20 protein-coding genes are annotated in these 20782 nt (G+C 72.7%); 8 read left to right on the forward strand and 12 right to left on the reverse strand.

All coding sequences use genetic code 11. The annotated features are described in order from the left end of the window. Positions 1-73: 73 nt before the first annotated feature. Together E0W78_RS14885 and E0W78_RS14890 are read right to left on the reverse strand one after the other, a co-directional pair. A complete protein-coding gene (locus tag E0W78_RS14885; RefSeq protein ID WP_131404721.1) occupies positions 74-1477 on the reverse strand; it encodes a VWA domain-containing protein in 1404 nt (467 codons plus the stop codon). A gap of 10 nt (positions 1478-1487) precedes the next feature. After that, positions 1488-2369 (reverse strand): MoxR family ATPase, encoded by an 882-nt coding sequence (locus tag E0W78_RS14890; RefSeq protein WP_131404722.1) that lies wholly within the window; start codon positions 2367-2369, stop codon positions 1488-1490. Positions 2370-2419: 50 nt separating this feature from the next. Here E0W78_RS14890 and E0W78_RS14895 point away from each other — a divergent pair, with 50 nt between their 5' ends. Both E0W78_RS14895 and E0W78_RS14900 read left to right on the forward strand, forming a co-directional pair. After that, positions 2420-2821 (forward strand): SRPBCC family protein, encoded by a 402-nt coding sequence (locus E0W78_RS14895; protein WP_131404723.1) that lies wholly within the window; start codon positions 2420-2422, stop codon positions 2819-2821. Positions 2822-2864: 43 nt separating this feature from the next. Next, positions 2865-4160 carry a M20/M25/M40 family metallo-hydrolase gene (locus E0W78_RS14900; RefSeq protein WP_131404724.1) on the forward strand — a complete coding sequence of 432 codons (1296 nt, stop codon included), beginning with the start codon at positions 2865-2867 and terminating at the stop codon, positions 4158-4160. A 63-nt stretch (positions 4161-4223) separates the two neighbouring features. Here the strand turns inward: E0W78_RS14900 and E0W78_RS14905 are convergent, their stop codons facing one another. Together E0W78_RS14905 and E0W78_RS14910 are read right to left on the reverse strand one after the other, a co-directional pair. Next, complete coding sequence (locus E0W78_RS14905) at positions 4224-4406, reverse strand: DUF5703 family protein (RefSeq protein ID WP_019145684.1); 183 nt, start codon at positions 4404-4406, stop codon at positions 4224-4226. Beyond that, positions 4406-5359, reverse strand: coding sequence for an aldo/keto reductase (locus E0W78_RS14910; RefSeq protein ID WP_131404725.1), 954 nt, complete (start codon positions 5357-5359; stop codon positions 4406-4408). The genes E0W78_RS14905 and E0W78_RS14910 overlap by 1 nt, the downstream gene beginning before the upstream one ends. A 48-nt stretch (positions 5360-5407) precedes the next feature. Here E0W78_RS14910 and E0W78_RS14915 point away from each other — a divergent pair, with 48 nt between their 5' ends. Next, positions 5408-6238, forward strand: a complete 831-nt coding sequence (locus tag E0W78_RS14915; protein ID WP_131404726.1) for an undecaprenyl-diphosphate phosphatase — start codon at positions 5408-5410, stop codon at positions 6236-6238. 11 nt (positions 6239-6249) lie between these two features. Further along, entirely contained in the window at positions 6250-6636 is a 387-nt protein-coding gene (locus tag E0W78_RS14920; protein WP_131404727.1) for a hypothetical protein, read from the forward strand. 3 nt (positions 6637-6639) lie between these two features. Here E0W78_RS14920 and corA read toward each other — a convergent pair whose 3' ends face one another. Next, positions 6640-7605, reverse strand: a complete 966-nt coding sequence (gene corA / locus E0W78_RS14925) for a magnesium/cobalt transporter CorA (protein WP_207392780.1) — start codon at positions 7603-7605, stop codon at positions 6640-6642. An 83-nt stretch (positions 7606-7688) separates the two neighbouring features. Here corA and mshC point away from each other — a divergent pair, with 83 nt between their 5' ends. Then, a complete protein-coding gene (gene mshC / locus E0W78_RS14930) occupies positions 7689-8912 on the forward strand; it encodes a cysteine--1-D-myo-inosityl 2-amino-2-deoxy-alpha-D-glucopyranoside ligase (RefSeq protein ID WP_131404729.1) in 1224 nt (407 codons plus the stop codon). On the opposite strand, the gene E0W78_RS14935 is transcribed toward mshC, so the two are convergent. From E0W78_RS14935 to metH, 5 genes are all read right to left on the reverse strand, one after another. After that, positions 8913-9755, reverse strand: a complete 843-nt coding sequence (locus E0W78_RS14935; RefSeq protein ID WP_131404730.1) for a PAC2 family protein — start codon at positions 9753-9755, stop codon at positions 8913-8915. It lies immediately after the preceding gene. A gap of 59 nt (positions 9756-9814) precedes the next feature. Continuing rightward, positions 9815-11311, reverse strand: a complete 1497-nt coding sequence (locus E0W78_RS14940; RefSeq protein WP_131404731.1) for an FAD-dependent oxidoreductase — start codon at positions 11309-11311, stop codon at positions 9815-9817. A gap of 11 nt (positions 11312-11322) precedes the next feature. Then, positions 11323-11535, reverse strand: coding sequence for a CDGSH iron-sulfur domain-containing protein (locus E0W78_RS14945; protein WP_131404732.1), 213 nt, complete (start codon positions 11533-11535; stop codon positions 11323-11325). Next, positions 11528-12478, reverse strand: a complete 951-nt coding sequence (locus tag E0W78_RS14950) for an iron-containing redox enzyme family protein (protein ID WP_131404733.1) — start codon at positions 12476-12478, stop codon at positions 11528-11530. Before E0W78_RS14950 ends, E0W78_RS14945 begins: the two co-directional genes overlap by 8 nt. 150 nt (positions 12479-12628) lie before the next feature. Then, positions 12629-16402: a methionine synthase gene (gene metH, locus E0W78_RS14955; protein WP_131404734.1), complete on the reverse strand. Its 3774-nt coding sequence runs from the start codon at positions 16400-16402 to the stop codon at positions 12629-12631. Positions 16403-16569: 167 nt separating this feature from the next. On the opposite strand from metH, the gene E0W78_RS14960 reads away from it, so the two are divergent. Then, entirely contained in the window at positions 16570-17214 is a 645-nt protein-coding gene (locus E0W78_RS14960) for an HAD family phosphatase (protein ID WP_131404735.1), read from the forward strand. 108 nt (positions 17215-17322) lie between these two features. Here E0W78_RS14960 and E0W78_RS14965 read toward each other — a convergent pair whose 3' ends face one another. Beyond that, positions 17323-18171: a PD-(D/E)XK nuclease family protein gene (locus E0W78_RS14965; protein WP_131404736.1), complete on the reverse strand. Its 849-nt coding sequence runs from the start codon at positions 18169-18171 to the stop codon at positions 17323-17325. A gap of 84 nt (positions 18172-18255) precedes the next feature. Here E0W78_RS14965 and E0W78_RS14970 point away from each other — a divergent pair, with 84 nt between their 5' ends. Further along, on the forward strand, positions 18256-19188 hold the full coding sequence (locus E0W78_RS14970; protein ID WP_131404737.1) for a site-2 protease family protein: 933 nt from the start codon (positions 18256-18258) through the stop codon (positions 19186-19188). Positions 19189-19230: 42 nt separating this feature from the next. Next, the gene (locus E0W78_RS14975; RefSeq protein ID WP_131404738.1) at positions 19231-20151 is read left to right on the forward strand and encodes a tRNA (adenine-N1)-methyltransferase; all 921 of its coding nucleotides are present in this window, start codon (positions 19231-19233) and stop codon (positions 20149-20151) included. Positions 20152-20166: 15 nt separating this feature from the next. Here the strand turns inward: E0W78_RS14975 and E0W78_RS14980 are convergent, their stop codons facing one another. Further along, positions 20167-20709 carry a dihydrofolate reductase family protein gene (locus E0W78_RS14980; protein WP_131404739.1) on the reverse strand — a complete coding sequence of 181 codons (543 nt, stop codon included), beginning with the start codon at positions 20707-20709 and terminating at the stop codon, positions 20167-20169. Positions 20710-20782 lie beyond the last annotated feature (73 nt).

The raw sequence follows: 20782 nt of genomic DNA on the forward strand, positions 1-20782 counted from the left end.
GGGAAGGGTGGGGAAGCTCACCGGTCAAGGATAGGTCGGATTCCCGGGAAACTCGCATCGGCGACCGGGTGTGTCAGGCGGGCAGCAGACGGGTGACGAAGCGGCTGAGCTGGTCGACGTTGCAGCACTCGTGCATGGGCACCACGTCGGCGTACTCCAGCGCCACGGAGTCGCCCAGTCCCCAGCGTCCGGCCGCCTCCGGGTTGAGCCAGAACGTCCGTCGCGAGCGCTGCGCGACCTGGTGGAGCGCCTCGAGGTTGGGGTCGAGGTTGTTGTTGCGGGCGTCGCCCAGCACCAGCACGGCCGTCCGCGGGCCGACGGCGTCGAGGTGGTCGGCGACGAAGTCCGCGAAGGCCTCGCCGTAGTCGCTGCTGGTGTGCCACTTGGTCACCCGGGCCTCGGCGCGGATGCGGTCGGTGAGGTCGTCGCCTCCGGCCTTGACCAGGTCGGTCACCTCGGCCATGGCGTTCACGAACGCGAAGACCCGGATCTTGCTGAACTGGTCGCTCAGCGCCTGCACGAGCAGCATCGTGAACTCCGAGAACCCGGCGACCGAGCCCGAGACGTCGCACAGCAGCACGAGCTCGGGGCGGGTCGGCCGCGGACGCTGCCAGGCGGGCTTGACCGGGACGCCACCGGTGGACGCCGCGCGGCGCAGGGTGCGGCGGACGTCGATGCGTCCGCGCCGGGCGGCCCGGCGGCGGGACGCGAGCCGGGTCGCCAGCTTGCGTGAGAGCGGCCGGACGGTGAGCCGCAGCCGGCGCAGCTGCTCGTGGTTGGCGGCCAGGAAGTCGACCTGGTCGCTGTTGCGCTGCACCGCGTGCTTGGCGACCACCTCACGTCCGCGGACCTCGGCGGTGCGGCGCCGCGCCTCGGCCTGCACGCGTCCGCGGAACAGCTCGACGGCCTCGCGCACCTCGGGCCGGTCCAGGCGGGAGGTGAACCCCGAGGTGGACGCCTGGCCCGTGCCGGCACCGGCCGAGGCCCCGCCGGAGCCACGCAGCTGCAGCGCGCGGGCGACCAGCGTCTGCGGCGCCAGCCGGTCGAGCGTCTGGTACGCCGACCAGCCGCCGCTGCCCTGGTCGCCGACACCGCCGAGCAGGTCGACGGCCACCTGGGCGAGCCGGTCGAGCGCCGCGCCGTCGCCGTCAGCGAGCGCCTCGGCCAACCGATCTCGGAGGCGGGCCAGGTCCAGGCCCTCCTCCTGGGCCTCGCGCACGGCCTCGCCGGCACCGACGCCGGCCGGGAAGTACAGGTCGAAGACGGTGTCGAACACGTCCCGCTGGCCGCCGCGGCGCACGAGCGCGGCCGCGAGTCCCTCGCGCAGCAGGCCGCGGTCGTGCATCCCCAGCACGCGCACCACGGCGGCCGCGTCGACGGTCTCGCTCGGTCCGGCCGGGACGCCCTTGGCCCGCAGCGCCTCGACGAACGCGACCAGGCGGCGGGGGACGCTCTCGGCGTCCGGCGACGTGCTCATGCGGCGCCGGTCATGAGGAGGCGAGCACCGTGTCGAGGTCGAGCCCGGCGGTGGCCCGCTCGATGTCGTGGGTGTGCTTGAGCACCACGTTGAGCGTCCGGCGGACGACGTCGGCGTCCAGCCCCGTGGCGCCCAGCGTCAGCAGCGTGCGGGCCCAGTCGACCGACTCCGAGACGGACGGCGCCTTGCGCAGCGGCATGGCGCGCAGGGCGTCCACCACGCGCACCAGCGAGGTGACGAGCACGTCGTCCAGCTCGGGGACCTTCAGCCGCACGATCTGCTCCTCGAGGTCGGCGTCGGGGAACCCCACGTGCAGGAACAGGCAGCGCCGGCGCAGGGCCTCGCTGAGCTCGCGCGTGGCGTTGGACGTGAGCACGACGAACGGCCGGCGGGACGCGGTGATGGTGCCGAGCTCGGGCACCGTCACCTGGAAGTCGCCGAGCACCTCCAGCAGCAGGCCCTCGATCTCGACGTCGGCCTTGTCGGTCTCGTCCACGAGCAGCACGGTGGGCTCGGTCTGCCGGATGGCGGTGAGCAGCGGGCGGGGGAGCAGGAACTCCTCGCTGAACACGTCCGTGCGCGTGTCCTCCCACGACTCGTCGCGGGCCGCGGTGATGCGCAGGAGCTGCTTGGCGTGGTTCCACTCGTAGAGCGCGCGAGCCTCGTCGACGCCCTCGTAGCACTGCAGGCGCACCAGGGCGGCGTCCGCGGCCCGGGCCACGGCGCGGGCCAGCTCGGTCTTGCCGGTGCCGGCCGGTCCCTCGACCAGCAGCGGCTTGCCCAGCTCGCTGGCCAGGAAGACGGTGGTGGCGATCGCGTCGGACGCGAGGTAGTCGGCGTCCGCCAGCTGTTGCTTGACGTCCTCGACGGACGTGAACGGCATCGTGCCCATGGGGGTCCTCTCGTCGGGCGGGAGCGCCGCCACGTTCCTACCATCGTGGCGTGGCGCTCATCCAGGTGGACCGTGACCCCGACCTCACTCCCGAGCAGGTGTGGGAGCGGGTGACCGACTGGCGCCGTCACGGCGACGTCGTCCCGCTGACCACGGTGACGGTCGACGGCGACCGGTTCACCGCGCGCACGGGCATCGGCCCGGTCGGGTTCGACGACGTGATGGAGGTCGTCTCGTGGGACCCGCCCCGTCGCTGCCGCATCGAGAAGCGCGGCCGGCTCGTGCGCGGGTGGGCCGAGATCGACGTCCGCCCCCGGGCCGACGGGGGAGCGCACCTGACCTGGCGCGAGGACGTCCACGTGCGAGGCGTCCCGCGTTTCCTGGCAGCGGTCGAGGCGTTCGCCGGACGGCTGCTGTTCACCCGCACCGTGGACGCCCTGCTCGCCGCTTGAGCCGTCCGCGCGCGGCTCGCGACCGCGCGCCTAGGGTGGGCACATGGCGCACGCACCGGAGTCCGAGACGGTCCAGATCGTCCGCGACCTGATCCGCATCGACACGTCCAACTACGGCGACTCGTCCGGTCCCGGCGAGCGCGAGGCGGCCGAGCTCGTCGCGACGCTGCTGGACGAGGTGGGCATCGAGTCGACGATCGTGGAGTCCGAGACCGGACGCGCGACCCTCGTGGCCCGCTGGGGCAACCAGGACAGCCCCCGTCCCGGGCTGCTGATCCACGGCCACCTCGACGTCGTGCCGGCCCAGGCCGCCGACTGGACGGTCGACCCGTTCGCCGCCGAGATCGTCGACGACCACCTGTACGGCCGCGGGGCGGTCGACATGAAGGACTTCGACGGCATGCTGCTCTCGGTCGTGCGAGCCCGTCAGCGCGACGGACGCATCCCCGACCGGCCCATCACGCTCGTCTTCACCGCCGACGAGGAGGCCGGCGGCGTCCTGGGCAGCCGCTGGCTGGTCGAGAACCACCCCGAGCTGCTGGAGGGCTGCACCGAGGCCGTCGGCGAGGTCGGCGGCTTCTCGACCGAGGTGGGCGGCAAGCGCCTGTACCTGCTCGAGACCGGCGAGAAGGGCATCGCCTGGATGCGCCTGACCGCCAAGGGCACCGCCGGCCACGGCTCGATGCAGCAGCACGACAACCCGATCACGCACCTGTCCGAGGCGCTGGCCCGCCTCGGCACCCACGCCTGGCCGGCCGAGCCGGGCCCGTCGATGCAGCACCTCATGGCCACCATCCGTGAGCTGACCGGCGAGACGTCCACCGACCCGGACGAGGTGCTGCGCCACGTCGGCCCGGCGATCCGCATGGTCGGCTCGGGCATCCGCAACTCGACCAACGCGACGATGCTGGCCGCCGGCTACAAGCACAACGTCGTGCCCGGCGAGGCCACCGCGTACGTCGACGGCCGGTACCTGCCCGGCCACCAGGACACCTTCGTCCCGGCCGTCCGGGAGCTGCTGGGCGACCGCGTCAGCGTCGACCTGCACCACACCGACGACGCGCTGGAGTACCCGTTCGGCGGCGACCTGGTGGACGCGATGACGGTCTCGCTGCTCAAGCACGATCCCGCGGCGCACGTCGCGCCGTTCCTCATGAGCGGCGGCACCGACGCCAAGGCGTGGGACCGGCTCGGCATCACGTCCTACGGCTTCGTGCCGCTGGCGCTGCCGGCCGACCTGGACTTCACCGCGCTGTTCCACGGCGTCGACGAGCGCGTGCCGGTGGCGAGCCTGGAGCACGGCTCCCGGGTGTTCGACACCTTCCTCGACCTGGTCTGAGGCCGCCGTTCCCTGAGCTTGTCGAAGGGCCCCTTCGACAAGCTCACAGAACGGAACCGGTGCTCAGAGGGTGGCGCGCATCCGGATGATCTTGCGGCGCAGCACGACCGTGCGCTTGCCGGTGCGGTCCTTGCGCAGCCGCGCGAGCTCCCAGCCCTGGTACTCGGCGTAGTCGGTGAGCAGCTTGCGCACGGCGTTGCGCGACTCGCTCCGGTCGATGGTCAGGTTCCGGAACTCGTACTCCACTAGCGCGCTCCTTCGGAGACGTCGTCCAGGGCCTGGACGATCTCGACGGGCAGCTCGACGTGCTCGGAGGCGAGCGCGTGCTCGAGCTGGTCGGTGGTGCGGGCGCCCAGCAGCGCGGACCCGACCTGGGGTCGGTCGCGGAGCCAGGCGAGCGCGACGTGCGTGGGGGAGACGTCCAGGCCCTCGGCGGCGCGGGCGACGGCCTCGACGATGCGCGAGCGCGCCGGCGTCAGGTAGGCGCCGACGAACGACTCCCACTCCGGGTGCGCGGCGCGCGAGTCACCGGGGACGCCGCCGCGGTACTTGCCGGTGAGCACGCCGCGACCGAGCGGTGACCAGGCCAGCAGGCCGAGCCCGTGCGCCGCGGCGGCGGGCACGACGTCGGTCTCGACCGAGCGGCGCAGCAGCGAGTACTCCACCTGCGTGGCGGCCACCTGGACGTGGTCGGGCCGGGCGGCGAGCCAGCCGGCGGCCCAGGACGTCTGCCAGGCGCTGAAGTTGGAGACGCCGACGTAGCGGGCGCGGCCCGTACGCACGGCGTGCTCGAGCGCGGCGAACGTCTCCTCGGCCGGAGTGGCGTCGTCCCAGACGTGGACGAGCCACAGGTCGAGATGGTCGGTGCCGAGGGCGGCCAGCGTGCGGTCGAGCTGGGTGAGCAGGTGCCCGCGCGACGTGTCGCGGACGACGTCCTCGCCGCGACGGCGCAGGCCGGACTTGCTCACCAGCTCGAGGTCGTCGCGGCAGCCGAGCTTGTCGACGAGCTCGCCGAGCAGGCCCTCCGCGCGTCCGTCGCCGTAGAGCGCGGCGGTGTCGACGAGCGACCCGCCGGCGTCCAGGAAGGCCGTCAGCTGCTCGCCCGCGGTCGCCGCGTCGACGCCGCGGCCCCACTGCATCGTGCCCAGGCCGAGGCGCGAGACCTCCAGCCCGGTGCGTCCGAGACGACGTCGCTCCATGCGGCCAGGCTAGTGGGCGCCCCGCGACGGCGTCGGTAGGCTCGCGCCGTGGATCTGTTCAAGACCGTGGTTCTCGGCGTCCTCCAGGGCCTGACGGAGTTCCTCCCGATCTCCAGCAGCGCCCACCTCGCGATCTTCCCGAAGTTCTTCGGCTGGGACGACCCCGGCGCGGCGTTCACCGCCGTGGTGCAGATCGGCACGGAGATCGCCGTCGTCCTGTACTTCTGGCGCGACATCTGGACGATCGCGACCGGCTGGCTGCGCGGCGTGGCGAAGCCGGACGCGCGCGACACGCTCGAGTGGCGCATGGGCTGGTTCGTCATCGTCGGCTCGGTGCCGATCGTCATCCTCGGCCTGCTGCTGCAGGACCTCATCGACAGCGAGTTCCGCAACCTGTGGGTCATCGGCACCACGCTGATCGTGCTGGGCGTCGTGCTGGGCGTCGCGGAGCGCGTCGGGCGCAAGACGCGGCCGATCGAGTCGCTCACCTGGGGCCACGCGGTGCTGTTCGGCCTCGCCCAGGCGGCGGCCCTCGTCCCGGGCGTCTCGCGCTCCGGCGCCACCATCTCGATGGGCCTGTTCCTGGGCTACGAGCGGGCCGCTGCGACCCGGTACGCGTTCCTTCTCGCCATCCCGGCCGTCGTCGGCGCCGGCCTGTTCAGCCTCAAGGACATCCCGGGCGGCGAGAACGAGTACGGCACCGTGCCGACGCTGGTGGGCACCGTCGTGTCGTTCGTCGTCGGTCTCGCGGTCATCCACTGGCTGCTCAAGTACGTCAGCACCCGCTCGTACGCGCCGTTCGTGGCGTACCGGATCGCCCTGGGCAGCCTGGTGCTGATCCTGGCGGGCGCGGGCGTCATCACCGCCGGCGTCGCCTGAGCGGCCGCGCGATGGTGTTCTTCCGGCGCCGGCCCGCCGTGCCCGAGGATCCCGCGGTCGCGCCGATCGAGGCACGGCTCGACGCGCGGGCGACCCGCCGGGAAGACCGGTCGTCCGTCGCCGCGACCCACGTGCTCTGGCTCTGCCTCTGCTACGCGGACGAGGCACCCACGTTGCTCGTCCACGACGACGATGACGGGCGTCTGTGGTGGTGCCGCGTGCCCGACCGGACGAGCATCACCGACCTCGCCGACGGCCCTTTCTTCGCCGGCGGTCACACCGATCCGGCGTACGTGCTCGACTGGCTCGAACGTCGGGCCCACGATCCATGGGCCGACGGAGGCAACGACCCCGACCCCGAGGTGCTAGACGCCTTCGGCCCGCGCCTGCGCGACTGAGTCCTACAGCCAACCGGAGCGCTTGAAGCGCCAGTAGATGTAGCCGCAGACCGCGCCCATGAAGGCCAGGCACAGCGGGTACCCGTACGTCCAGGTCAGCTCGGGCATGTGCTCGAAGTTCATGCCGTACACGCCGGCGATCGCGGTCGGGACGGCGAAGATCGTGGCGCCGGCGGTGAGCTTCCGCATGTCCGCGTTCTGCTGGACGCTGAGCTGGGCCAGGTGCGCGTTGAGCGCGTTGTCGAGCAGGTGGTCGATGTTGTCGATCGTGTCCGACGCGCGGTTGAGGTGGTCGGACACGTCGCGGAAGTACGGCCGGCTTGGCTCGGGCATCGCGCTGGTGGCGAACCGGTGCAGCGGCTCACGCAGGGGGAGCACCGCGCGCCGCAGCTCGAGGGTCTCGCGCTTGAGCCGGTAGATGCGGGACGAGTCGGACGTCCGCTCGCGCGAGAACACCGACGTCTCGACCTCCTGCACGTCCGTCTCGAGCTCGGCGGCGACCGCCTCGTACTGGTCGACGACGTGGTCCAGGACGGCGTAGAGCGCCGCGACCGGACCGTGCTCGAGCTCGTGGTCGGCCCGCTCGGCCGAGCGACGGGCCTCGCGCAGGTCGCCGCCCGCGCCGTGCCGCACGGTGAGCAGGTAGTGCTCGCCGAGGAAGGCGTTGATCTCGTGGGTCCGCACGTCGTCGTCGCGGTAGGTGACCGTCTTGACGCTGGCGAACAGGTGGTCGGAGTAGCGCTCGACCTTCGGACGCTGGTGCGCCTCGATCGCGTCCTCGACGGCCAGGGGGTGCAGCTGCAGCGGTCCGGCGACGGCGTCGAGCTCCTCGCGCGTGGGCTCGTGCATCCCGATCCACAGGAAGTCGCACGCGTCGTCCAGCTCGGCGAGCGCGGCCTCGAGGGCGGCCGGGTCGGTGCCGACCTCGTGCCGCTCGCCGTGCCGGTAGACCGCGCAGTCGATGATCATGTGCGCCATTGTCGCGGGCGGCGTCGAGCGCGGCGCGGCGGCGGGGGCCGTGCGGCTCGCGGACGTCCCGATAGGCTCGGGGCATGCGTTCGTGGTCGGCACCTGACATCCCCTCGCTCGACGCTCTCGGACTGGGCCGCGGCCCGGCCCCGCAGGTGCACGACACCGCCGCCGGCGCGCCCCGCGAGCTCGACCCCGAGGGCACCGCCCGCATGTACGTCTGCGGCATCACCCCCTACGACGCGACGCACCTGGGCCACGCGTCCACGTACCTGGCCTTCGACCTGCTCCAGCGGGTCTGGCGTGACCGCGGGCTCGACGTCACCTACGTCCAGAACGTCACGGACGTCGACGACCCGCTGCTCGAGCGCGCCGACGCCACCGGCGAGGACTGGGTCGCGCTCGCCGAGCGCGAGACCGAGCTCTTCCGCACCGACATGACGGCGCTGCGCATCATCCCGCCCCAGCACTACATGGGCGCGGTCGAGGCGATCGACCTCGTGATCGACCTGATCGGACGTCTGGAGGAGGCCGGCGCGGTCTACCGCGTCGACGACGACCTCTACTTCGACGTGCACGCCGACCCCGGCTTCGGCGACGTCTCGCACCTCGACGCGGCCGCGATGGCCGAGGTCTTCGCCCAGCGCGGCGGCGACCCCGAGCGCGAGGGCAAGAAGCACCCGCTCGACTGCCTGCTGTGGCTGGCCGAGCGTCCGGGCGAGCCGTCCTGGGACAGCCCCTACGGCAAGGGACGCCCCGGCTGGCACGTCGAGTGCTCGGCGATGGCGCTGCACCACCTGGGCACCGGGTTCGACGTGCAGGGCGGCGGGTCCGACCTGGTCTTCCCGCACCACGAGATGTCGGCGTCCGAGGCGCAGGTCGCCACGGGTGAGCCGTTCGCGCGGGCGTACGTCCACGCCGGCATGGTCGCGCTCGACGGCGAGAAGATGAGCAAGTCCAAGGGCAACCTCGAGCTCGTCTCGCGGCTGCGCGAGGCCGGCCACGACCCCATGGCCATCCGCCTGGCCCTGCTCGGCCACCACTACCGCACCGACTGGGAGTGGTTCGCCGGTGACCTCGAGGCGGCCGAGCAGCGCCTCGCCCGCTGGCGCGCCGCCGTCGAGCGTCCGGCCGGACCCGACGCCGGGTCGCTGGTCGCCGACGTCCGCGACGCCATGGCGTCCGACCTCGACGCCCCGCGGGCGCTCACGATCGTCGACGAGTGGGCCGCGTCCGAGGGCACGGACGAGTCGGCGCCCGCCACCGTCCGCGCCGTCGTGGACGCCCTGCTGGGCGTCGCGCTCTAGCTACTCGCCGGTGCCGCGCCGGCGCAGGTAGCGCTCGAACTCGCGCGCGATCGCGTCCCCGGACGCCTCGGGCAGCTCGCTCTCGTCGCGCTCGCTCTCCAGCGCCTGCACGTACTCGGCGACGTCCGGGTCGTTCTCGAGCAGCTCGTCGGCCCCGCGCTGCCACGCGTCGGACATCTCGGGCAGCACGCCCTGGGGGAGCGGCACCTGCATGACGTCCTCGAGCCGGTGCAGCAGCGCCAGCGTCGCCTTGGGGCACGGCGGCTCGGCCAGGTAGTGCGGCACCGCCGCCCACAGCGAGACGACGCCCATGCCCTGCTCGGCCGCGGAGTCCGCGACGACCGAGTTGATGCCCACGGGCCCGGTGTACGTCGACTCGGTGAGCGAGAGCCGGTCGGACATGACCGGGTCGGTGCTCTGGCCCTGCACGGGCACGGGGCGCGTGTGCGGGCTGTCGGCCAGCAGGGCGCCGAGCAGCACGACGTCCGTCGCACCCGCCAGGCTGGCCAGCCCGGTGAGCGTCGAGGCGAACAGGCGCCAGCGGTAGTTGGGCTCCAGGCCGCGCACGAGCAGGACGTCACGGTCCCAGCCGGGCGGGGAGGCGTAGTAGATGGCGCTGGTCTGCCACTGGATCACGCGGTTGCCGTCGTCGTCGCGCACCATGTGCGGGCGGCTCACCTGGAAGTCGTAGAAGTCCTCCGGGTCCATCTCGACCAGCGGCTTGGCGTCCCACTCGTCGATCAGGTGGTCGACGACGCCCGACGCGGCGTCGGCCGCGTCGTTCCAGCCCTCGAAGGAGGCGATGAGCCAGGGCTGGCGGAGCTCGGGGATCTCAGGTTCCACGTCTCCACCCTACGGGCCGGACGCGATGCGGCGCGCCGACGCGCAGGGCGGGACGTGCGTCAGGGCCGCGGGGACTCGGTGCGGGACAGCGGACGGGTCGCCGGCCCCTCGAGCACGGTGCCGTCGGCGCCGAACCGGGACCCGTGCAGCGGGCAGTCCCAGCTCTTCTCGGCGTCGTTCCACGCCAGGACGCCGCCGAGGTGGGTGCACACGGCGCTGACCGCGCACGTGCGTCCGTCGACGGTCGACACGGCGACCGGCTTGACGCCCCGACGGCCGACGACGCCCTCGCCCTCGGCCGGGGCCTGGGCGGGGAGCGGGGCCAGCTCGGCGCGGACGTAGCCCTTGGCCAGCTCCAGCCCGACCTTGGCGTTGGTCATCGCCGCCTTGGCCGCGCCGCTGAGCGTCGGGATGCTCGCCCGCATCGGGCGGGCCCACTCCGGGTCGTTGCCGAGGATCCAGGACGACACGGCGCGCGCCGCGGCGACGCCCTGCGACATGCCCCACTTGTCGTAGCCGGTGGCGACGAAGATGCGTCCACCCGACCCGGGCAGCTCGCCCACGTACGGGATGTGGTCGGCGGGGGAGTAGTCCTGGGCGGACCAGGCGTGCGTCTCGACCGCGCCGGGGAAGTTCTGCTGGGTCCAGGCGCGCAGCTCGTCCAGGTGCTTCGCCGGGCTCGGGTCACGGCCCACGTCGTGGCCGGAGCCGCCGACCATGAGGAGCGTGCCGTCGGCCCGCGGGACGTCGCGGACGGACCGGCTCGGCTGACCGGCCGACAGGTACATGCCCTCGGGCGCGTGGACGCCGGAGAACGTCAGCGCGTACGAGCGCTTCGGGTCGAGCCGGGCGAAGTGCAGGCCACGGTCGAGGAACGGGGTGCCGGTCGCGACGACCAGGTGCCGGCCGACGACCGTGCGTCCGTCGGTCACCTCCGCCCGCACCTCGTCGCCGTGGACGCGGACCTTGGCCACACGGGTGCCCTGCACGATCGTCCCGCCATGGGCGTGCAGGTCACGGGCCAGGGCGGTGACCATCTGGCCGGCCTCGACCTGGCCCTGGCCGGCCAGCACGGTGGCGCCGAACAGCTCGAACGGGACGTCGAGGCGGTCGTGCCAGCGCACCTCCAGGCCCAGGGACGACGCCGCCTCGTGCTCACGACGGACGGTCGAGACCTGCTGCGGCGACGACGCGTACGTGACGGCCGGGCGGATCTGCGCGTCGACGTCGTGGTCCTCGCAGAACCGCAGCAGCCACTGCTGGCCCTCGCGATTCGCCTCGACGTAGTCGCGGGCCACGGACGGCCCCCGGCGGCTCAGCACCTGCGAGAGCTTCGTGCCCTGCAGCAGCGACACCTTCGCGGTGGTGTTGCCCGTGGTGACGGCGCCGGGCGTGCGCGCCTCGACGACACACACGCTCTCGCCGGCCCGGGCCAGCAGCAGGGCGGTGGTGAGGCCGGTGATGCCGGCGCCCACGACCACGTGGTCGTAACGGGCGCCGTCGTCCAGCGGGTCGGACGGGTCGTGCGGGAGGTCAGCGGTCCAGACCGAGGTCATCGGGTCTCCGTTCAGGGTCGGTCGCGCTCGGGGAGCACCTTGTGGGTGCCGTCGCACCACGGCTGGAGCGCGGACTTGCCGCAGCGGCACACCGCGCTCACCGGTCGCCGGGTCTCGTGCAGGTTGCCGTCGGCGTCCTCGACGACGTGCTTGCCGCGCAGCAGCATGGGCCCACCGGGGCACATGACGACCGTCGGCGTGGGGCTCGGGGTGGGCTCACGCATCGACCGCACCCCACCGAGCGAGGGCCGCCTCCGCGAAGCGGTCCTCCAGGTCCAGGCAGGTGAAGGCACCGAGGACGACGTCCTGCACCAGCGACGGGTCCTCGGCCACGACCGCGCCGGCGATCGTGCGGACGGCGAGCTGCTCGTGGACGGCGTCCGCCTCGACGTGCTCGTCGTAGTAGGCCGACATCTCGGCCGGGAAGCCCAGGCGGCTCAGGCCGCGCGACATCCGCCGCGACGGGCCCGAGCTGGTGGCCTCGAACGCCGCCAGGTGACCCAGCGACGCCGCCCGCAGGCGGCGGTGCAGGGCGAACAGGCTCATCGCGTTGTTCTCCTCGAGCACCTCGACCGGGGCCTCGTCGATGTACGCGCCGTAGTCGGGACGCAGCCCGCTCGCCGCCAGCCCCTGCGCGAACAGGTGCGCGTGCAGCAGCTGCGGGTCGCCGTTGCCGAACTCGTCGTACTGCAGCTCCATGAGCGCGGCCTTCGGGCCGGGCGAGAGCCGCGGCACGACCCACGCCTGCGGGTCGCTCTCCTTCAGGTGGTAGATCGAGCGCCAGCGCAGCAGGTCCATGACCTGTTCGTGGGTGGCGTCGCGCTGCACGAAGCGGGCGACGGACGGTCCGTCGTGCTGCTCGATGAACGAGAACAGGCCGGCGGCGAAGTCGTCGCCCAGGTCGACCTCGGGGCACCGTTCGCGCAGGTCGGCCTCGAGCTCGGCCTCCAGGCCGGCCCGGACGGCGAGCAGGTCGGGGTGCCACTCGAGGGTGTCGTCGACGTCCTCGAAGCCGCGGTAGTGCAGCTCGTACAGCGACCACAGCGTGACCTGGGCGTCCTCGGGCCCGTCGGGCTCGACGTCGCGCAGCGTGGGGGAGACCTGACCGGACGTGAGAGCGGCGAGCACCTGCTCGCTGAGCGAGCCACGGGCCTTCGGGGCTAGCAAGCGGCACCTGCCGGGGGAAGCTGGTTCGTCATCGCGACCTCCATGAATCGACTGCTCCCACTCTGCCCGCCGGGGGGCGGGTCCGCTCGTCGAGACGGACGTGACGAACGGCTCCCGGACGAGGGCTGGAGGGGCGGTCGAGGAGGGCGGTCAGTCCTCCGGCTCGTAGCCCAGGTTCGGGCCCAGCCAGCGCTCGGCCTCGGCCATCGTCCAGCCCTTGCGCTCGGCGTAGTCCTCGACCTGGTCCTGGCCCACCCGGCCCAGGACGAAGTACTGCGACTGCGGGTGCGAGAAGTACAGGCCGCTCACCGAGGCGCCCGGCCACATGGCCATCGAGTCGGTGAGCTGGATGCCGGTCGCCACCTCGACGTCGAGCAGCTCCCAGATGGTGCGCTTCTCGGTGTGCTCGGGGCAGGCCGGGTAGCCCGGGGCCGGGCGGATGCCGCGGTACTTCTCGGCGATCAGCTCGTCGTTGCCCAGGCCCTCGTCGGGCGCGTACGCCCACAAGTCGGTGCGGACGATCTGGTGCAGCCGCTCGGCGAAGGCCTCGGCGAGACGGTCGGCCAGCGACTCGAGCAGGATCGCGCTGTAGTCGTCCAGCTCGGCCTTGAACGCGGCGATGCGCTCGGTGCTGCCGAGGCCGGCGGTGACGGCGAAGGCGCCGACGTGGTCGGCCAGACCGGACTCGTGCGGGGCGACGAAGTCGGCCAGGCTGCGTCGCGGTGAGCCCTCACGGCCCTCGGTCTGCTGGCGCAGCTGGTGCAGCACCGTGCGGACCTGCGAGCGCGACTCGTCGGCGTACACCGCGACGTCCTCACCGCCCACGCGGTCGGCCGGGAACAGCCCCACGACCCCGTTCGCGGTCAGCCACTTCTCGGCGACGACCTTGTCGAGCATCTGCTGGGCGTCGTCGTAGAGCTTGCGGGCAGCCTCGCCGGACGCCGGGTTGTTGAGGATGTCGGGGAACCGGCCGCGCATCTCCCAGGCGTTGAAGAACGGCTGCCAGTCGATGTACGGACGCAGGTCGTCGAGCGGGTGCTCGTGCAGGTGGCGGACGTACGGGCCGGTCTCGGCGCCGCATCCGTCACAGGCGGTGACGCCCTGGTCGAGCATCGGCGGGCGGGGCGGCTCGTAGCCGGTCCAGTCGATCGGGGTCGCCTGGGCGCGCGCCTGCTCCAGCGACAGGAGGCGGCGCTTGTCCTGACGTCCGGCGTGGCGCTCGCGCAGCTGGACGTAGTCGGCCTCGACCTCGGCCAGCAGCGCGTCCCGGCGGGTCTCGGACATGAGCGCGGAGACCACGGGCACCGAGCGCGACGCGTCCTTCACCCAGACGACCGGCCCGTGGTACTTCTGGTCGACCTTGACGGCGGTGTGCGCGCGCGATGTCGTCGCGCCGCCGATGAGCAGCGGCAGGTCCAGGCCCTGACGTTCCATCTCGGCTGCGAACGACACCATCTCGTCCAGCGACGGCGTGATGAGGCCGGACAGCCCGATGACGTCGGCGTCGTGCTCCTTGGCGGCGTCGAGGATCTTCTGCGCGGGCACCATGACGCCGAGGTCGATCACCTCGTAGTTGTTGCACTGCAGCACGACGCCGACGATGTTCTTGCCGATGTCGTGCACGTCGCCCTTCACCGTGGCCAGCACGACGGTGCCGGCGGTGTCGCGCGTGCTCGTGCCCTGCTTCTCGGCCTCGATGAACGGGATGAGGTAGGCGACGGCCTTCTTCATCACGCGGGCGGACTTCACGACCTGGGGGAGGAACATCTTGCCCGCGCCGAACAGGTCGCCGACGACGCCCATGCCGTCCATGAGCGGGCCCTCGATGACCTCGATCGGCCGGGCACCGCGGTCGGCGAGCTCGGCCCGCAGCTCCTCGGTGTCGGCCTCGACGTGGTCGTCGATGCCCTTGACCAGGGCGTGCGTGATGCGCTCGGCGACGGGCAGCGAGCGCCACTGCTCGACCGCGGCCTCCTCGACCGAGCCGTCGCCCGCGTGCTCGGCGGCGATCTCGAGCAGCCGCTCGCCGGCGTCCGGGCGCCGGTTGAGGATCACGTCCTCGATGCGGTCGCGCAGCTCGGGGTCGACGTCGTCGTAGACCACCAGGGCGCCGGCGTTGACGATGCCCATCGTGAGGCCCGCCTCGACGGCGTGGAACAGGAAGACGGCGTGGATCGCCTCGCGCACGGCGTTGTTGCCGCGGAAGGAGAACGAGACGTTGGAGATGCCGCCGGACGTGCGCGCGTGCGGCAGGTTCTCGTTGATCCAGCGGACGCCCTCGATGAAGTCCTGGCCGTAGGTGGCGTGCTCCTCGATGCCCGTCGCGACGGCGAAGACGTTGGGGTCGAAGACGACGTCCTCGGGCGGGAAGCCGACCTCGTCGACCAGGATGCGGTAGGCGCGGCCGCAGATCTCCTGGCGGCGCTCCAGCGAGTCGGCCTGGCCGTCCTCGTCGAAGGCCATGACCACCGCGGCGGCGCCGTACTTGCGGCACAGCCGGGCGTGGGCGACGAACGCCTCCTCGCCCTCCTTGAGCGAGATCGAGTTCACGATGCTCTTGCCCTGGACGTTCTTGAGGCCGGCCTCGATGACCTCCCACTTGGAGGAGTCGATCATCACCGGCACGCGGCAGATGTCGGGCTCGGAGCCGACCAGGCGCAGGAAGTGCACCATCGCCTCGACGCCGTCGATCATGCCCTCGTCCATGTTGACGTCGATGACCTGCGCGCCGTTCTCGACCTGCTGGCGGGCCACCTGGAGCGCGGTCGTGTAGTCGCCCTCCTTGATCAGCCGGCGGAAGCGGGCCGAGCCGGTGATGTTGGTGCGCTCGCCGACGTTGACGAACAGCGAGTCGTCGTCGACGGTCAGCGGCTCCAGGCCCGACAGGCGCAGCGCCGGCGTGACCGCGCTCGGCACCCGCGGCCTCGCCCCGGCGACGTCGCGCGCCATGGCCGCCACGTGCTCGGGCGTCGTGCCGCAGCAGCCGCCGACGAGGTTGACCAGACCGCTCTCGGCGAACTCCTGGACCGTGCCGGCGGTGTCGTCGGGCGCCTCGTCGTACTCGCCGAACGCGTTGGGGAGTCCGGCGTTGGGGTAGGCGTGCACGAAGCAGTCGGCCACCCGGGCGAGCTCGGCCACGTACGGGCGCAGCTCCTTGCCGCCCAGGCTGCAGTTGAGCCCGACCATGAGCGGACGCGCGTGCCGCACGGAGTTCCAGAAGGCCTCGGTGGTCTGGCCGGTGAGCGTGCGGCCGGACGCGTCGGTGATCGTGCCGGAGATGACGACCGGCCAGCGGCGTCCCTGCTCCTCGAACAGCGTCTCGGCGGCGAAGATCGCCGCCTTCGCGTTGAGGGTGTCGAAGATCGTCTCGATGAGCAACAGGTCGGCGCCCCCGTCGACCAGGCCGCGGGCCTGCTCGAGGTAGGCCTCGACCATGGTGTCGAAGTCGATGTTGCGCGCGGCCGGGTCGTTGACGTCGGGGGAGATGGACCCGGTGCGGTTCAGCGGGCCGATCGCGCCGGCGACCCAGCGCGGGCGCTCGTCGGTGGCCACGGCGTCGGCGGCCTCGCGGGCCAGCCGGGCGGACTCGAGGTTGAGCTCGTAGGCCAGCGCCTGCATCCCGTAGTCGGCGAGCGAGACCCGCTGGGCGTTGAAGGTGTTGGTCTCCACCACGTCCGCGCCGGCCTCGAGGTACTCGCGGTGGATCTCGCGGATGACGTCGGGCTGGGTCAGGCTCAGCAGGTCGTTGTTGCCGCGGACGTCGCTCGGCCAGTCGGCGAACCGCTCGCCGCGGTAGTCGGCCTCCTCGAGGCGGCGGCGCTGGATCATCGTGCCCATGGCGCCGTCGAGGACGAGCACGCGCTCGCGCAGGGCGGCGGTCAGTGCCTCGGTGGCGTCGGGGCGGTGAGCGGCAGAGACGTTCAAGGAGGGTCCTCGCAGTCGTGGGGCAGTGCCACGGTACTCGCGGCGGGCGACTTCGCACGGCACCGTCTCTAGGCGTGGTCTCACGTGTCGGTCAGGTGTCTCGCCAGACGGACGCGCCGGTCCGTGCCGGCCGTCGGCGCCCCGGCCCGTCTCCGTAGGCTGACGTCATGACCGCGCTCGCTGCCGTCCTGTGGGACATGGACGGGACCCTCGTCGACACCGAGCCGCTCTGGATGGCGGCAGAGGGACGCATCGCCGCCGAGCACGGCAAGGTCTGGACCGAGCAGGACGGGCTCGACCTGGTCGGCAGCGCGCTCGAGGTGAGCGGCGAGATCATCCGCACCAAGCTCGACCTGCCCCTGACGTCGGCCGAGATCGTCGACCGGCTGGTCACCGAGGTCGCGGCCGGCCTCGCCGGCGGCGACGCCTCGTGGCGGCCCGGCGCGATGGAGCTGGTCAAGGCGCTGGACGCCGAGGGCGTGCCGCAGGCACTGGTGACCATGTCGTACGTGCCGCTCGCGAAGGTCGTGGCCGACCAGCTCCCGTTCGCCGCGGTCGTGACCGGCGACGCCGTGACGCACGGCAAGCCGCACCCCGAGCCGTACGAGACGGCGGCGCGGATGCTGGGCGTCGACCCCGCGGCCTGCGTGGCGGTGGAGGACTCCTCGACGGGCGCGACGTCGGCCAACGCCGCCGGCTGCCACGTGCTGGCCGTGCCGAACATGGTCGCCGTGCCGCAGGCGCCGCTGCGGACGCACCGCACGACGCTGGCCGGCATGACCCCGGACGACCTGCGCGCCCTGCTCGGCTGAGCTCCCTTCGACGAGCTCAGGGAGCGGCACCCTTTGGCTGAGCCTGTCGAAGCCGGGGCGGCTCAGCAAGCGGCACCCGCTGGCTGAGCCTGTCGAAGCCGGGGCGGCTCAGGACGCGGCGGCGGGGAGCTCGTGGCCCGGGTACGGCGGCGGCGTGCCGCCCCAGGCCGGGCACAGCGCCTGGAACGAGCACCAGCCGCACAGCGGCCCCTTACGGGGCAGGAACTCCCCGGTGCGCGTGGCCGTCTCGATCGCGGCCCACAGCGCCGTGACCCGCCGCTCGGTGGCGAGCAGGTCGGCCTCCTCGGGCACGTAGTGCAGGAAGGTGCCGTCGCCCAGGTACATGAGCTGGAGCAGCGACGGCATGACGCCGCGGGTGCGCCAGACGACGAGCGCGTAGAACCGCATCTGGAACATGGCCTTGTCGGCGAACCGCTCGTTCGGGGCCTTGCCCGTCTTGTAGTCGACGACCCGGATGCGTCCGTCGGGCGCCACGTCTAGCCGGTCGACGATGCCGCGCAGGCGCAGACCGCCGTCGAGGACGTGCTCGACCTTGATCTCGCGCTCGGTCGGCTCGACCCACTGCGGGTCCTCCATGCGGAAGTAGCTGGCCAACAGCTGCTCGCACTCGGCCAGCCAGGCGGCCTCGCGCTCGGCGTCCGCGTCGAACAGCGAGCCGCAGCGGTCGTCCTCGTCGGCCAGCTCGGCCCAGCTGCCGGGCAGCAGGCCGCGGGCGGCGTCGAGCGTGCGCTGCGGGGCCTCGGCGTCGAACAGCTTCTCGAGCACGGCGTGGACGAGGGTGCCGCGCACCGCCACGGGGTCGAGCGGCTCGGGCACCTTGTCGATGACGCGCAGGCGGTACTTGAGCGGGCAGGCGGTGAAGTCGGAGGCGCGGCTGGGCGACAGCGACCCCACGACGACGGGGTCGACGGTCTCGCTCGGCACGGTCTCGGTCATGCCTGGAGCCTAGTCGCGGCCACCGACAGACCCCGGACGCGCGGCGGGCGCGCCGCGTGGGGGAGCGACCTCTAGGTTGGTCGCGTGAGCACGAGACTGCCCGGCGGGCTGAGGCTGGGCCGCGTCGCGGGCGTCGACGTGCTGGTCCGCCCGTCGTTGCTCGTCATGGCGGTCGTCCTGGTCGTCCTGTTCGCGCCGCAGTTCGAGCTGGTCGGCTACTCCTCGCCGGTGCTCGCGGCCTTGGTGCTCGTGGTCGTCCTCTACGTCTCGGTGTTCCTGCACGAGTGCGCGCACCTGGCCGCCGCCCGGCTGTACCGGATGCCGGTCTCGTCCATCACGCTGCACCTGCTGGGCGGCGAGACGGTCATCGAGGGCGAGAGCCGCACCCCGGCGCAGGAGCTGTGGACGTCCGTCGTCGGTCCGCTCACGTCGCTCGCGCTGGGCGGCCTCTCGCTGGTCGCCGCGCCGCACACCCCGCCCGCGGTCGAGGGCATCCTGCTCGCCAGCGCCTACGTGAACCTCGTCGTCGGCGTCGTCAACCTCGTCCCGGGCCTGCCGCTGGACGGTGGGCACGTGCTGCGCGCGGTGCTGTGGGGTCTGCTGCGCGACCAGTCCCTCGCCACGGTGGTGGCCGCCCGGTGCGGCCAGGTGTTCGCGGTCGCGGCCCTGTCGCTGCCGTTCGTCCTCGCCCGCACCCGTGGCACGTCCGTCCAGCTGTTCGACGTCGCGCTCGCCGCGCTGATCGCGTGGTTCCTGTGGTCGGGCGCGGTGCAGAGCCTGCGCGCCACCCGCTGGGCCGAGGCGCTGGACGTCATCGTCGCGCGCGAGCTCGCACTGGCGGAGCCGGCGCCCGACGACGCACCGCCGCTGCCGGCCGACCTGCGGGGCGTCGCCCTGCTCCGCTCGGTCGCGATGAACCCGGCGCCCGTGTACGTCCTGGTCGACGACGGGGGCCGTCCGGTCGGCTCGCTGCGCGCGTCCGACGTCGACGCCGCCTACCGGCGTGCGACCGACTGACCCTGTCGTCCCGGGCGCGCCCGCGGCTGGGAGGATTCACCCATGAGCCAGGACCCCGCGACCGACGCCGCCCAGCCCGAGCCCACCTGGTCCGGGGTGCGCCGCGGACCGATGGCCGTGGGCGACTGGGTCCGGCTCGTGGACGCCAAGGGCCGCAAGCACAACATCCAGCTCGTGGCCGGCAAGGAGTTCTCGACCAAGAAGGGTCAGATCAAGCACGACGACCTGATCGGACGTCCCGAGGGCGTCATCGTGCGGTCGTCGCTCGACGGCGAGTACCAGGTGTTCCGCCCGCTGCTGAGCGAGTACGTGGTGTCGATGCCGCGCGGTGCCGCGATCATCTACCCCAAGGACGCCGCGCAGATCCTGGTGCAGACCGACATCTTCCCCGGGGCCCACGTGGTCGAGGCGGGCGCCGGCTCGGGCTCGCTCACCTCGTACCTGCTCCGGGCCATCGGTCCGACCGGCCGGCTCTCGTCGTACGAGATCCGCGAGGAGTTCGCCGAGACCGCGCGCAAGAACGTCCACCAGCTGCTGGGCGAGCACCCGGCCTGGAACCTGACCGTGGGCGACCTGCGCGAGACGTGCACCGACACCGACGTCGACCGCTTCATCCTCGACATGGTCGACCCGTGGACGTGCGTCGAGCTCGTCGCCGACCGGTTGACGCCCGGCGGCATCGTCTGCGCCTACGTGGCCACCACGACGCAGATGTCGCTGTTCGTGGAGACCGTCCGTGCGCACGGCGGCTTCACCGAGCCGCACGCGTTCGAGACCCTGACCCGCGACTGGCACCTCGAGGGCCTGGCCGTCCGCCCGGCCCACGGTGCCGGCGCCCACACCGCGTACCTGGTCACCGCCCGCCGCATGGCTCCGGGGGAGCGCTCGCTGGGCAAGACTCGCCGTCCGGCTCCGGGCGCCTACGGGCCGGACTACAAGGGCCCGCGTCCCGAGGGAGCCTGACCTGCGAGCCGCGGCCTAGCGCCGCGGCTCGTACCGCCGGGCGACGACACCCGAGCCGACGTCCTCGGTGCCGACCAGCACGAGGTCGAGCGGCTCGGACAGGCCATCGAGCAGCCGCGGCCCCTGTCCGTAGACGCGGGGGTGGACCACCAGCTCGTACTCGTCGATGAGTCCCAGCTCGGCGAGCGCCAGCGGCAGCTGCACCCCGCCCGTGCGCAGGTCGTCGACCTCGTCCTTGATCGCCCGCACGGCGTCGCCCAGGTCGCCGCGCACCAGCTCGGCGTTCCAGTCGACGCTCGGCAGCGTGCTGGAGACGACGTACTTGCGGGCCGCGTCCATGACCCGCGCGAACGGCTGGGTCCACTCCGGCATCGCGTCGGACGCCGGCGGCCGCCAGGCGTCCTCCATCATCTGGAACGTGACGCGGCCGAAGATCAGCGCGTCGGCGCTCGCGAGCCCCTCCATGGCGTGCCGGTGCAGCGCCTCGTCGGCCAGTGCGGACCGGTGGTCGACGCAGCCGTCGAGGGTGACGTTGATCGAACACGTGAGCCGTCCCATGCCAGGACGCTAGCCGCGTGCGGGGTGCGTGAGGTCGGATTCGCGCCTTCGACAGGCTCAGGCAGCGACTCGC

This window comes from Aeromicrobium sp. IC_218 (assembly GCF_004336805.1).
Classification (GTDB): Bacteria; Actinomycetota; Actinomycetes; order Propionibacteriales; family Nocardioidaceae; genus Aeromicrobium.

What these genes read in the sequence shown, in the direction of transcription:
- E0W78_RS14885 (WP_131404721.1), bottom strand. Translation starts at nt 1,477, where the DNA reads ATGAGCACGTCGCCGGACGCCGAGAGCGTCCCCCGCCGCCTGGTCGCG.
- E0W78_RS14890 (WP_131404722.1), bottom strand. Translation starts at nt 2,369, where the DNA reads ATGGGCACGATGCCGTTCACGTCCGTCGAGGACGTCAAGCAACAGCTG.
- E0W78_RS14900 (WP_131404724.1), top strand. Translation starts at nt 2,865, where the DNA reads ATGGCGCACGCACCGGAGTCCGAGACGGTCCAGATCGTCCGCGACCTG.
- E0W78_RS14910 (WP_131404725.1), bottom strand. Translation starts at nt 5,359, where the DNA reads ATGGAGCGACGTCGTCTCGGACGCACCGGGCTGGAGGTCTCGCGCCTC.
- E0W78_RS14920 (WP_131404727.1), top strand. Translation starts at nt 6,250, where the DNA reads ATGGTGTTCTTCCGGCGCCGGCCCGCCGTGCCCGAGGATCCCGCGGTC.
- corA (WP_207392780.1), bottom strand. Translation starts at nt 7,605, where the DNA reads ATGATCATCGACTGCGCGGTCTACCGGCACGGCGAGCGGCACGAGGTC.
- mshC (WP_131404729.1), top strand. Translation starts at nt 7,689, where the DNA reads ATGCGTTCGTGGTCGGCACCTGACATCCCCTCGCTCGACGCTCTCGGA.
- E0W78_RS14940 (WP_131404731.1), bottom strand. Translation starts at nt 11,311, where the DNA reads ATGACCTCGGTCTGGACCGCTGACCTCCCGCACGACCCGTCCGACCCG.
- E0W78_RS14945 (WP_131404732.1), bottom strand. Translation starts at nt 11,535, where the DNA reads ATGCGTGAGCCCACCCCGAGCCCCACGCCGACGGTCGTCATGTGCCCC.
- E0W78_RS14960 (WP_131404735.1), top strand. Translation starts at nt 16,570, where the DNA reads ATGACCGCGCTCGCTGCCGTCCTGTGGGACATGGACGGGACCCTCGTC.
- E0W78_RS14965 (WP_131404736.1), bottom strand. Translation starts at nt 18,171, where the DNA reads ATGACCGAGACCGTGCCGAGCGAGACCGTCGACCCCGTCGTCGTGGGG.
- E0W78_RS14975 (WP_131404738.1), top strand. Translation starts at nt 19,231, where the DNA reads ATGAGCCAGGACCCCGCGACCGACGCCGCCCAGCCCGAGCCCACCTGG.
- E0W78_RS14980 (WP_131404739.1), bottom strand. Translation starts at nt 20,709, where the DNA reads ATGGGACGGCTCACGTGTTCGATCAACGTCACCCTCGACGGCTGCGTC.